Source organism: Brachyspira pilosicoli (assembly GCF_008016535.1).
GTDB classification, from domain to species: domain Bacteria; phylum Spirochaetota; class Brachyspiria; order Brachyspirales; family Brachyspiraceae; genus Brachyspira; species Brachyspira pilosicoli_A.
This window is the reverse complement of record NZ_SAXY01000007.1, coordinates 20,432-35,249: the sequence shown is the minus strand read 5'-3', so window position 1 is coordinate 35,249 and position 14,818 is coordinate 20,432. Positions and strand designations below refer to the sequence as shown.

At 25.7% G+C, this 14,818-nt stretch carries 1 protein-coding gene; it reads left to right on the top strand.

Features of this window, described 5'->3' with window-relative positions:
- The first annotated feature begins 92 nt into the window (after window positions 1-92).
- Window positions 93-14,714 (top strand): SpiroCoCo family coiled-coil protein, encoded by a 14,622-nt coding sequence (locus tag EPJ72_RS00660; protein ID WP_242004858.1) that lies wholly within the window; start codon window positions 93-95, stop codon window positions 14,712-14,714.
- Window positions 14,715-14,818 lie beyond the last annotated feature (104 nt).

Genomic DNA, 14,818 nt, shown 5'->3' with positions numbered 1-14,818 from the left:
ATAATAAAATTGTAAAAAACTATTGACTTATATATTAACATAATATATTATTATGTTAATTATACTATATTTTTTGTCTACTGGAGATAATTATGTTCCCTATATTGAATTTCGCGTTAATGCTAATTATTCCTATTATAGTTGTCGGTATTTCTAAAATTATCGATAGAAAAAAAAACAATAACAACTCAAATTTTGATGATATCTTTGCTGAAGAAAAAGCAGCATTAGAAGGTATTATAGAAGAGAAAATATCAGAAGTTAGGGATAATGCCATAGATTTGGAGATTGCTGTAAAAAAAGCTGGTTTTATAAGTAAGTCTATGGAAGAAGATTTAGCTAAACTTAATAATAAAATAGAGTCATATAAAGATTATAAGGCGGCAGTATCACAATATCAGGAACAAGTAGACTCGCTTGAAGAGGCTTATTTAGATATACTTAACAAAGTTGATACTGTATTAAAAGAACGCAACACTATAGAAAAAACATATAAAAGAATATCTGATGTTAAAACAAAGATGATAGAATTAGAAAAAAATGTTTCTTCTATACAGGATAATTTAATTGCTTCTTATAATGCTAAATTAAATGATTTTGAGTCTGAATTATATAAGAGATTTGATGCTCTTACTACAAACTTACTCGCTCGTGATGCTCATTATACAGATATGGCTGAGCAGGAAAAAGATAAGATATCAGCATTAACAGAAGAGTTTAAGCTTCATGTTGCAAAAAAAGAAGAACTCTTTACAAATCAGCTTACTCAGCTTGCTGAAAGAACTGCACGCAACAACATAGAACAGTTGGCAGAATTATTTGAAAAGGGAAGAGATGAACTTGTAAATAAATATTCTCTATTTGCTGAAGAGATTAATGCTAAATCAAAAGATATAGAAGAACGTTATGCTAGTTTGAGCCAGTCCAAAGAAGGACTTGAAGTTGAGCTTATAAACTTGAGAGATACTATACAAGATAGACTTAATTCTATAACAGAGTCTAGCGTTGAAGAGTTTAAGGGTGAAATGGAGAAGACTAAAGAGTTCTTATACAACACATTAAAAGAAGAATTAGAGAAAATAGGAAATGAAAAAGAAGAGTTCTTAGTGTCTGTTGAAGATAAGGCTCATTCTTTAGAGAAGACTATAGATGATATTAAAGATAAAGCAGATTTAATAACTAAAGATTATGAAGATAAAACTGTTCAATTAGAAACAGAGTTTACTACTCTTAAAAATGATATTAGCAATCGTTTGATAACAGAAGTGGAAGCATTTTCTAATAATATAAGAGATATACTTGAAAATGAAAATGACGGTATTATCACTCTTTATAGAAATAAAACTAAAGAGCTTTCTGATTTAATAGTATCTATAGATGGTATGAGCGAAGAAACTATGCTTAGAGCAGAGAGTAAATTTGATGAGATAGTTAATGATATAGACAAACTTAAAAATGATATATTAGCTAGAACTCAAGATGATATGGAGTATTCTATAGACAATGCTAGAAGTTCTCTTATAGCTGAAATTAATGAACTTAGAGCAGATGTTGAAACAGAAACTAATCTTTTAAAAGATAAAATGAATGAAATACATTATCAAACTTCTGAAATATCTTCTATATTAAACAATAAACAAGAAGAGATATTAGATGCTTTAAGTTTAGAAAAAGAATATTTATATAAAGATTTAGAAGAACAGGCTAATAAAAAGATACAAGAGCTTGAGGATAATTTCAATAATATAAAAGCTGATTTTGAACAGGGTGTAGATAATTATATAAAAAATACATATACAGATTTGAATGATGTCACTGATAAATTATCTGTATTAAAAGAACAATATGATAATGATAGTAGTAAGATACAAGACTTATTAGAAAATACAGAAACTAATTTAAAAGAAAATATAGAAAAACGTATAGAGCTTTTAGATAAAACTTCTTCAGAGATAAAAGATTTAGTTGATAGTGCTAATGAAAAATTGGACACTGGTATAAAAAATGCAGAATCTAACATGGAAGAGATTAGAAATAATCTATATGAATACGGCAACTCTTATTTAGATAGTTTGAAAAGTCAATTAAAAGAAGTTATAGATAATTATGAAGAGACTAGTATAAAATCTATAAGTGATAGCATAAGCAGTCTTGCTCATCAGGTAGAAGAAAGCGACAAAAGACATAATGATATAATTTCAAATATGGAAGATTCTTTAAAAGAGTTTAAAGAGAAAATAGATTATTCATTAAATGAAAATAAAGAGTTTGCTGAAGATAATAAAAACAAAATAGTTAATATGCTAAATACTGAATTACTTGAGGCAACTAATTCATTTGATACTCTCCTAAACGAAAAAAGAGAAGGTATAAATAAAGTTAGAGATGATATAGAAGATATTTTAAATAGAGTTGAAAATGGAAGAGAAGATTTTGAAAATACTATAAATAGAGTATATGATGTTGCAAATGAAAAAGAAAGTAATTTGTTATCAAATATTGAAGATAAGTATAAATCATTAAATGATAAAATAGATGATTTGTTTAGTGAAAGTAAATCAGATTTAGATTCTATGACTAAGGAATATAAAGGTTCTTTAGAAAATTATTATAATAATTTGAGAAATGAATACGAACAATTAAAAGAACATTCTGATATTATTAGCGATGAATATAGAATAAAAATGGATACTTTATCTTCTAAGTTGGAAGAGCTTGCATTTGCTTCTAAAAATATGGAAGACAGCATAGAAAATAAAACTAAAGATATAACAGATTATGTTAATAGTGTAAAAGAGAATGTTGATGCAAAATCTAATGAGGTTGTTTCTTCTGTAAATAGCATAATAGAAGATATTGAAATAAAGAAAGAGAATATTAACAAATATGTTGATGAATTAAAATCTAATATAGATTCTAAAGAGAAAGATTCTAACTATTATATAGATGCATTAAAAAACACTATAGATGATAGATTGGAAACAGCTGATTCTTATGTTAATGAACTTAAAGACAATATAGATAGCTTGAAAAAAGCAGTTAATGCTGAGATGCAAGATGTTTCATCTTATATTGAAGATAAGAAAGAGTTTTTGAATGCTAAATGTGATGAAGTGTTTAATAAAATAGAGGAGGAGTCTTTAGGTAAATTAGAGGAGCTTAATGAAATAATAGAGGCTGCTATAGAAAAATATAATGATGAAATAAAAGAGATAGAAAGCTTAAGATTAGAAGAAAATGAAAATATAATTGCTGATATTGAAAATATCGGTGCTAGCATAAGAAAAGATTATAAAAAATACACTAAGATATTAGAAGAGATATACAATAATAAAAAATCTTCTCTTGATGATTATGTTAGTGAATTAAAAAATGATATAGAAAAACACAGAGAAGATTCTGAAAAAGTACATTTGGAAAATGAGGCTAATTATATAGATAATTATTTGAAGGATAAATCTTTAGAGATAGATGAAAAGGTTAATAATATAAGCACTACTTTAAATGATTCTTTCAATACTCTTTATAATGGCGTTACTCAATTATTAGATAAGGCTAAAGAATATACTGATTCTGCTGTAAGTAATCAAACATTAGAACTTTCTAAGGCATTAGAATTATTGAGAGATGGTTTTAATGGTTATAGAGAGAGTCTTGATAATAAATTAAAAGAAGAGATAGATAATATGATTTCTAATAATGAAAATATGTTATCTATGTTTAATCAATATAACGAAAAACTTGAACGTGTTAATGATATTTCTAATTTAGTAGATACTCTTAAAGATGATATTTATAATGAATTAGAAGAGTTAAAATCTGATGTATCATTTAAAAATACTGAATTCGATAGAACTATAGATGAAATAAAATCTTCTATTATGTCTAGAGAAGAATTAAATGATATACAAGAGTCTGAAAGAGAAGCTTTGAATGTTCAATTAGATGATATGAAAGAAGAGTTTGAAATTTTTAAATCTCAAATATTAAAGAGCAATGAAGTAGAAATACCTGCTTTATTAGAAGAAGAGAGAGAAAGAATAGAAAATATATTTGATGAGTTTTCAAAAAATCTTCTTATGAGAATATCTGATAATGAAAGTGACTTAAATTATATTAAAGATGTTTTATCTGAAGAGAGAAATCGTTTAATAGAAAAAATAGAATTGATAGAAAAAGATTTAGAAGATGTTAAATCTGATAATAGAGTTGAGGCATTAGTTGAGGATAAGTTACAATTAGAGAGTTCTTTAGATGATTTGAAATCTGATATAGAAAAAGTTAAAAACTTAGAAAAAGATTTTAACTCTTTGAAAGATAGAATGGAAGGAATAGACTCTACTATAAAAGATGATGTTAGTTCTTTATCTAAAAAATTAATAGATTTTAAAGACAATTTAGAAGAGAAAATATCTAATGATTCTAGTTCTTTATTAGAAGATTTAGAGACTCTTAATAAAGAATTGTATGATGTAAAGGGCAGTATTTCTAGTTCTATTGATAAGACTGATAATATAGAAAACAGAATGGAAAATATATTAAAAGAATTATCAGCTGGAAATGATGAGTTTAAAAATAGAATAGAGAAACGCATTGAATATTTTGAAGATTCTTGGTCTGATCCTACTAGACTTAGAAGTATGTATTCTAATGAGCTAAAAGAAGAAATTAACAATCTTAGAGCATATTCTGATGAGAAATTCGATGTTTATATTAATGAGTTAAAAACACAGATAGATGAGATTTCTAGCGGTATAGAAGATTGGAAAAATGAAAATATTAATGAGCTTTTATCTCAATTAAATGATGCTAAAAATAGTATTGAATCTTATATAAAAGACACAGACAGCAAAAAAGAAGAGTTGCTTTCTGATATACTAAAAAAATTAGAGGCTAAAGAGGGAGAAATTTATTCTCGTATAGATGAAAAGATATTAGATGTTGATAATAAATTATCTAATATAGACAAAAAAATTAACAATGATATAGGAAGCAGTTTAGAAAATATTTATAAAATGATAAATGATGCTTCTAATAAATATAGTGAAGAGATAAAAAATATAGAACATTACAGAAGCAATGAAAAAGAGGCCATTATATCTGATTTAAAATCTTTATCAGATAGTATAAGGGCAGATTATGAAGAATATTCTATAATGCTTGATAATACTTATAATACTGCTATTTCTTCTTTAGATGAGCATCTTGATAATGTAAAAAAAGAGATTGAAAATATTAAAGAAGAATCTCAGTTACAGCTTTTAAATGATGAGAAAAATTATATTAATGAATATTTAGAAGAATATTCAAATAATTTAGACAGCAGATTAGAAGAGAAGTTAAATGTATTAGAAGAGAGCAAAAAAGAATTAGACAATATATTAAATACTTCTTTTGAAAATCTTAATACTCGTATAGAAGAATCATTATCTAAAGTAAATAGTTTAGCAGAAGAAAAAATAACATCATTAGAGAATGATATTAATGATAAGCTTCTTGCAAATGTAGAGAAGTTAAGCAGGTTAGAAGAAGATTTTGGCAAGTTGTTTAATAAAGATTATGTTGAAGAATTAGATTCACGTATAAATAGTATTAACTCTAAATTAGAAGAAGAGATAACTAATATAAAAGCAAGTTTAGATAATGATATATCTTCAGTACGCAGTCAATATAAAGAGTTGAGTGTAGATTTTGAGGAAGCTTTAGATTTAGTTAAGAAGAGCATTTTAGATAGAGATGAGATAATAGATTTACAAAGTCAAGAGAAAGAAGAGCTTATATCTAAACTAGAGAGTCTTAGAGATGATTATTTATCATTGAAAGAAGATATTTCATCAGTTAATGATAATAATGATTTGGTTAATAATGATGGCAGTGATTTATATAGTTTATTTGAAGAGGAGAGAGAGAAGTTAGAGAGAGGCTTTGAAGAGTTTAGCAGGGATTTATTAACTAGACTAAATGACACAGACAGTGACATAAACTATGTAAAAGATATGCTATCAAGTGATAAGAATCTTTTATTAGAGGAGTTAGACGCTCTTCGCTCTGATATAGATAATATTAATAATGATGACAGATTAAATGAGTTATTAGATTATAAGTTATCATTAGAAGATTCTTTTAATGGTATAAGAGAAGAGTTGTCTAAGTTTGATGAATTAGAAGGCAGTTTAAATGAATTGAGAGATAATGTATCAGAATTAGATAGTTCATTAAAATCTTCAATAAACTCATCAATAGATGAACTTAAAAAAGAATATAATAATGTTCATTTAGAAATGGATAAATTAAATAGCAGAGTTGAAGAATTATCATTAAATAATGAAAATATATCTGCTAATTTAGATACAATATCATCTAACTTTGAGGTGTTAAATAATAACTTTGAGAGTGTGAATGGTAATGTAAATGATTTTGATAATAGATTAAGCAGTTTCAAAGAAGATGTGGATAAAGCTATTAACAAATCATTAGAGTTAGAAAATAGTATATCAAATTACAGAAAAGATTTAGAAGATAAATTAATAGGAATAGAAAATAACATTAGTTCATTGAATAATGACAGCAGTGTAAAAGATTTGTTTAATGAAGAGTTGTCAAAACTAAATAATTTATTTGATAATTTAGAGAAAGACAATAAAGAGTTTAGAGAGAGATTAGAGAGAAGAGTAGAATATTTTGAAGATACTTGGTCAGACAGCACAAGAATAAGAAGCTTATATTCAGCAGATTTAAGAGAAGAGCTAGACAATATAAGATATGAAAGAGAGCTTGAGTTTGAGAATTATTTAGAAGAGCTAAAATCTAAGGTAGATAATTTATCATTAAGTGTGGATAATTACAAAGAAGATGATATTAATAGATTATTGTCTGAGTTGGAACAAGCAAAAAATAGTATAGAAAACTATATAAAAGATACAGATAGTAAAAAAGAAGAAATATTGTCTTCTATAATGAAAGAATTAGAATTAAAAGAGAAATCTATATATGATAAATTAGAAGAGTCTAAGTCTACTATAGAAAACTATATAAAAGATACAGACGCTAAAAAAGAAGAATTGTTATCTTATATGATGAAAGAGATAGAATCAAAAGAAGAAGCTATATACAGCAAATTAGAAGACAGAGTTAAAGATATAGAAAGTAAGTTGTCAGTATTTGATGATAAGATAACTAATGATGTTAGCAAAGATTTAGAGAACTTCTATAATAGTTTAAATGAAGCTGTTAATAACTATAAAGCAGAAATAAATACTCTACAAGTTAATAGTGCAGAGTTAAGTGAGGATACTCTAAACAAAATTAGTGAAGAGGTTAAAAATAGCTATGAGAATTATGTAAAAGACTTAGAAGAAGTTTATAATAATTCAGTATCTTTATTAGAAGAGTACTCTAATAATTTGAAAGATGATCTATATTCTCTTAGAGAAGAAAATACAGAAGCAGATAAAAATTACATTAATGAATATTTAGAAGAGTATTCAAATAATTTAAAAGATGAATTGAATACTTTAAGAGAAGATAATAGAGAATCTGACAAAAATTATGTAAACGAATATTTAGAAGAGTATTCAAATAGTTTAAGAGAAGAGATAGAACGTATTAGAGAGGAGAATGCAGATAAGAATTATATTGATGAATATTTACAAGAATATTTAAATAATATAGATTCAAAAATAGAAGATAAGTTTAGTGTATTAAATAAAGCAAAAGAAGAATTAGAAAGTATAATAAAAAATAGTTTTGATGAGCTTAATTCTAATTTAAATGATACTATAAGTAAAATAAATGAGAATACTCTTAATCAAAATGAAAGAATATCTATTGTAGAGAGCAAATTAAATGATTATGCTGAACAAATATCTAAAGTAGATGAAAAAGAAAAATTATTGTATGAATATTTAGATTCAAAAATATCAGAACTTAAAACAGAGTATGAGTCTATAGGTAAATCTTATGAAGATAAATTCTCAAATATAGAAAGTTCTGTATTAAGTGATGAGCATGTTGTAGCATTAAGAGAAGAGTTTGCTAATTTCAAAGATTCTATATTAGAAGCTAAAAAATCATATATTCCAAGTATTTTTGAGGAATTAAAAAATCAATTTGAAGAATCCTTTGACATGTTTACTAAAGAGATAATTGATAGAGTATCAGATTCTGAGAGTATGATTTCTAATATAAAAAATACTATGGATGATGAAAAAAATAGTATATTAGATAGCATAGATAACTTTAAATTTGAATTAGAAGCTTTGAAAAATAATGATGTATTAGATGAATTAGAACAGGAGAGAATAAAATTACAAGATACATTCAATTCATTGAAAGAAGATTTTGATAAGCTTGATGAGTTAGAAAATGAAGTTTATTTGTTAAAAAATAATTTAGAAGGTGTTGATGGTAATTTAAGAGTTGATATTGATAGATTATTTGAAGAGGTATCTGAGTTTAAATATTCATTAGAATACAAAATAGATACATTAGAGGATAATGGTGTTTCTAAAGAATATTTTGACGAAGAGAAGGAGAAGCTTTATTCTTTGTATGATGAATTAAATTCTAATAATGATGAGTTTAGAGAAAATATCAATAATAGAGTTGCTTATTTTGAAGATAATTTATCAGATTCAAGTAAAATATTAAAACTTTATGAAGATGCTATTACTCCAGAAGTAAACAACTTGAAAAATGAGATAATGTCAAGTTTAAAAGAGCAAATTGATGAGGTTGAAAACGGCATATCTATTTGGAAAGATGATAGTTTATATAATTTGCTTGAACAATTAAAAGAAGCAAAAAATAATATAGAATCATTTATAGACAGCACAAATGATAAAAAGGATTCTATTGTAGATGATATAGTAAAAGCTGTTAGAGAAAAAATAGCAGATAGAGAAAATGAGTTAAATGAATCATTAGAATCTAGAATAAGCTCTATTAATAATAAAGTTAATAATTTGGAAAACAAGCTAACTTCTGATATTAATAGATTTAATAATATGATAACTGATGCTATTGATAAATATGAAGATGAGTTAAAAAATATAGAAAGCTATAGATTAGAGGAGTCATCTTCTATAATGAAAGATATCAATGATATAGGTAAAAGTATTATATCTAACTATGAAAGCTATGCTAAGTTATTGAATACTGCTTATGAAAATAATTCTAAATCTTTAGAAGAACTTTGTAATAGTTTGAAATTAGAAATAGAAAAATCTAAGATGGATGCTAATAGAGGATATATTGATGTATATTTGAGTGATTATTCTTCTAAGATAGATTCAAAATTAAAAGAGCAGATGGATAGTATAGAGAAGAGCAAAGAGAGCTTAGATAATATTATAACAGATTCATTAAATGATTTAAATGAAAACATCAATAATGCTATATCTAAGGCTATTGAAAGTTCAGAGGGTAAGATTAATGAGTTTATAAATAGCAAAGAATTAGAATTAGTAAATAAAATCTCTTCTTATGAGAATAATAAAATCAGTAAAGATGAATTATCTGAAGAGTTGAAAAAAATAGAGGAGAGTTTCGAGTTATTTAAATCTAATAATAATGATATATTTAATACTCTTGAAGAATATAAATCTAAAATATCTTCTATAGTGAATAGTTTATCAGATATTGAAGATAATAACTTGAACTTTACAAGCAGATTAGAGAAGCGTATAGAGTTCTTTGAAGATTCTTGGGGTGACGGAGATAAAATAAGAGAATTATATTCTGATTTTATAACTGAGAAGGCAGATAGTTTTAAATCTGATTTAGAGATTAAGTTTAGAGATTCATTTGAGGAGTTTAATTTAAAAATAGATAATGTTGAAAAGAGCTTTAATGAAAATATAAACTCTATAATTGAAAACCTAGACAAAGAAAATCTTACTTCTAATGAAAAAATAGAAAGTATATCAAATACTATAAATAATTTAAAATCTGATATAGAGAAAAAAATAGTTTCTATTGAAGAAGATAATGATAAATCAAAATCATTGATTAATGATAAACTTTCTACATTTGAAAATAAAATGGAAGCATTTGAAGATAGAATAAAAGATGTAGAGGATAGTCAGCATTACTTAAATAATGATATCACTCAATATGTAAACAGATTAGATAAAGTATTAAATGATTATGAAGAAGCTATTGATACTAAGATAAATAATTTGAAAGATAGCTTATCAAATGATACTGGACATATAGAACATAATTTAATTTCTTCTTTAGAGCTTTCTAATGAACTTGCTAAAGATAAGAAAGAGTTATTAGATTCAATATATGAGCTTAAGAAAGATGTCTATGAAACTATAGAGAGAAAAGATGCTCAGATGAATGAAGAGTTCTCTAAGTTTAAAACAGAGGTTATTGAATCAATACCTAGCATGGAAGATATTAGCGATTTATTTGTTTCAGAGAAGAACAATATAGTTAATGAGTTTGAAGACTTTAAAAATGATATATTAACTTCTAACAATAAAAACTTTGCTGATATGTTTGAAGAAGAGAAAAATAAATTAATAGAAGAATTGGATAATTTCAAATCTGCTATTAGAGTAGAATATATGTCTAATTCTGATAAGATAGAAGCTTTTAGAAACGAATATTTAAAGAACTTTAATGATATAATTGATAAAGAAAAAGCTAATTTATATTATGCTTTAAATGATATAAGAAAAGAGTTTGAAAGTTTAAAAGATAATTCTGTTTCTTTAGATAAGTTTGAAGAGCTTATGTCAGAGTATAAAGGCAGTATTGATGATTCTATAGATGATACAAAAGAAAAATTATCTTCTAATATTGCAGATAAAGATTATGTTTCAAAATTATTTGATGAAGAGATAGCTAATATTAATAAAACTATAGATGAGTTTAGAAAAGACTTAGAAGAAAACTATTCTCCTACAGATGTTATAGCTGAGATTTTATCAAAAGAGCAAGTTAATTTTGAAAATAAATTATCTGGTTTAAAAGAATCAATACTTAAAGATATTCCAACTTTAGAGGATATAAGCAATATATTTGTTGAAGAGAAGATGTCTTTGAGAGAAGAGTTTGCTTCATTTAGAGATGATATAGAATCTAAACTTCAAGAAGAGAATCATTTCCAAGATATTGCTGAAGAGCAAAAGGCTGATATGAGAAATAACTTTGCTATGCTTCAAGAAGAAATAGTTGGCAATATTAATAGCTATAGGGATAATATAGCAAATGATATTTCTAACTTTAGAGATGAGTTTGCTAATAAACTTTCTTTCATAGAAGAGTTGGCTAATAGTTTATTACAAGAGAGAGAGAGAATTGCTTTAGAAGTAGAGGATATTAGATTAAAGTATGAGACAGGCACTTTATATTCTGATGATGCTATAAATAGTATGGAAAGCGATAGAAATAGATTAATTAATGAGTTTATTAATTTTAGAAAATCTATATTAGAGCTTATAAGAGAACAAGATGAAGCTATGAAGGTTTTGAACAATGAGAAAATAAGCATTATTGATAATATAGATGAGCTAAACAAAAAAGTTTCTCTAGATTTAATAAGTAAAGATGATGCTATTTCTCTAATAGATGAACAGAAAAAAGAGATATTAGATGTTCTTGAGAACTTTAAGGGTGATTCTATAGAAGCTGATTTCAAATATATGACAGAAGAGTTGAGAGATGATATTATCAAGGTATTTGAAGAATCTAATGAGGCTTTCAGAAAACGTATAGAGGCAAGAATAGAACATTTTGAAGATGCTTATTCAGAGCCAGAAAAAATTAAAGAGTTTTATAGAGATGCTATAGAGGTTGAAGTTGATAATATTAAAGAGAGTGCTTCTCATATATTATTAGATATTACTGACAATGTTGAAAAAGTTAAGAAGCATATAAATGATATAGAAAATGATAAAGTAAAATCTATAATGGAGAAAATAGATAATGCTCAAAATGAAATAGATGCTATAGTTGATACTATTAAAGTTAATTTGAAAGAGCAGGAAAATGAGATAAGATTATTAAGTCAATCTCAAAAATTAATATCTCAGGACATAGAAAATGTTCGCAGAGAAAGAGAAGCTCTAATTGAGATGGTAAAAACTAGTGATGTTAATATAAATAATAAGATTGATAGTTTAACATCTGCGGTTATTGAGGCTTCAGATAATGCTTCTCAAAGAATAGCTGAGAAAGAATTAGAGTTTAATAGAAAGATAAAAGAAGTTGAAGAATATATATCTTCTATGGAAGAGAAAATTATTAATGAAAATAATGAGCATTTAGACAAATCTAAAGAGGCTGTTAATAATTTACTTGCTTCATTTAATGAGAGTATATTGAAAGAGACTAATGATTTAACTCCTCATATAATGAAAATTGTAAATGAGTTTGTTAATAATGAGATGAAGAAGTTTGAGAGATTCAATGATGTTAAACAGGCTATAGATGAGGTAGAGTTAACTATTAGTGATAAGATTGATGAAACTTTCAAATTGATGAACTCTAAATTAGATGATACTGCTAAAGAGTTAAGAGATAATATGTCTTCTTATCAAGATGAGCTTTTAAGCGAATTAAGAAGTGCTGTTAATTATGAGAGTGAAAGAAGCATAGAAGAAGTAAAAACTATGCATGAGGAAGAAGTTACAAAATTAAAAGATATGTATCTTGAAACAGAGAAGTATTATAGTGACAGACAAGAGAGAAGCAAAGAAGATATTGTAGCTTTATTTGAAAACACTTATAAAGAATGGCAGGATAAGATTAATTCTCTTTATAGTGAGTTAGAGTCAACAAAAGAAAGTATGCATTCTTCAGTTGATAATCTTTTAGGTGATTTAGAGAAGGCTATTAATGCTAAAGAAGAGTTTAATAAATCTTTAGAAGATAATAAAGACTTATTAAAAGATGTAGAAGAGAAGATGAATAACTTACAAAATGAGTTTTCTCCTTCTATAGAGAAACTTCAAGCTATAGTTGAAGAGAAGGCATTAGAGTTACAAAATAAAATTGAGTTGTATTCTAAAGATATAGAAGAAGAAGGCAATAAGTTTAAGTTTAGACTTGAAGAGCTTTCTTCTAATGCTAAAACTTCTTTAGACAGCAAAGTTAGTGAATTTGATTCTATAATTGAGAATGTTACTAATAGAATAAATGAGCTTTTAGAAGATAAGAATACTCAATTTGATGAATTAAGAACTCAGTATGAAGATATTTCTATTTCATTGTTGGAGTTAAGAGAATCTATATCTGATGCTGTTAACGAAAAGATTAAAGAGGCTAATAGTATTATTGAAGAGAGTGTAACTAATATAGAAGAATCTGCTAATGATAAGTATGATAAATATATAGACAGACTTAATTCTAATATGGAACAGACTTTATCATTGCTTATGAATGATGCTAAAGAGTATGTACAAAATGCTAAAGAGGAGATGTTAAAGGTTCAATCTTCAAATTTAGATGTTTATGATGAGAGACTTTCAGGCATGAAAAATATTATATCTGCTTTAGAAGAGGATATAGCTAAATATGCTAGTGGGATAGATGCTAGATTAGAAGACATTAATTTGAAGTATGAAGATAAAACTAATGTTATACTCAAAGATTTAGATTCAAGAACAGATAATTTAACAGAAAAATTAAATGATGTTGTTAACTCTATAGATAAAATGCTTGATGATAAAACTTATGATATAAACAGTGAGTATGAAACATTAAAAATACAGATAGAAAAAATAGGCAAAGACATAGATAAGTATATGGATACTGTAAAAATGTTTGATAAAGCGGAAGAGATGGCTAATTTCATTAAAGATGATGTAGCTAAATTAGACGTTTTAGTAAATGATACTAAAAATACAGTTTATGATATGAATAAAACTATGTCTGAGTTTGAAGAGCTTAAGAATATGCATGATACTATATTAGACTATGCGGATAGTATCAGAAAAGAGAAAGAAAGTTTGAAAGATACTCAAGAAAAAGTAAATATGCTTGTAGAGATGTCTGAAGAGGTACAAAACAAGTTTATGCAAATAGCAGAAAGCAACTCTATGATAGAAAATACTCAAGAGGGTATAAAAGTTGTTATAGATATAGCTTCTCAGATAGAAAATAAACTTGCTATTATCAATGATAAAGAAGAGCAGGCTAATACTATATTAGAAAAAGTAAATACTGCAGACACTGAATCTGATGATATATTACAAAAAATAGATACTATTAAATCTGCTATGCTTGATATAGAAGATACTAGAAGAGAGTTCTCTGATAAGATGTTTGCTTTAGAAAGAGATATAGCTAAGATAGATAAGAATGATGAAAAGGTTCAGAAGTTCTTTAGCAAGTTAGAAGAGCTTAATGTTATCATAGAAGAGATACAGAATCAGAGAGAAAACCTAAAATATATGAAGAAGCAGTATGAGGATTATGATAACAATATAGTGAAAAATCTTGAGAGAGCTGAATATTTTGTTCGTTATTTGGAAACTCTATTAGATAATGCTGAGAAGTATGTTAATGATGCGGGTAAAAGTTTAACTAAGAGAAATAAAACTACTAGTACAAAGATTAATGATAAGAAAGAAAACATTATTATTAATATGTATAAGCAGGGTTGGAAATATGATGAGATAGTAAAAAATACTTCTTATGACAGAGATGAGGTTGAGAGAGTTATCAAAAAATGGAAAGATGAGTCAGCGAGAGGATATTAATAAATAAGAGATCTGATAAAATATAGTATATAAATAATAAGTCTATAGCTAGAGCAATTTAGCTATAGACTTATTAGCATTTTCTATTATTTTTTATATTAATT

Bases quoted from the DNA above. Each gene is read 5' to 3' on its own strand.
- EPJ72_RS00660 (WP_242004858.1), top strand. From the start codon at position 93: ATGTTCCCTATATTGAATTTCGCGTTAATGCTAATTATTCCTATTATA.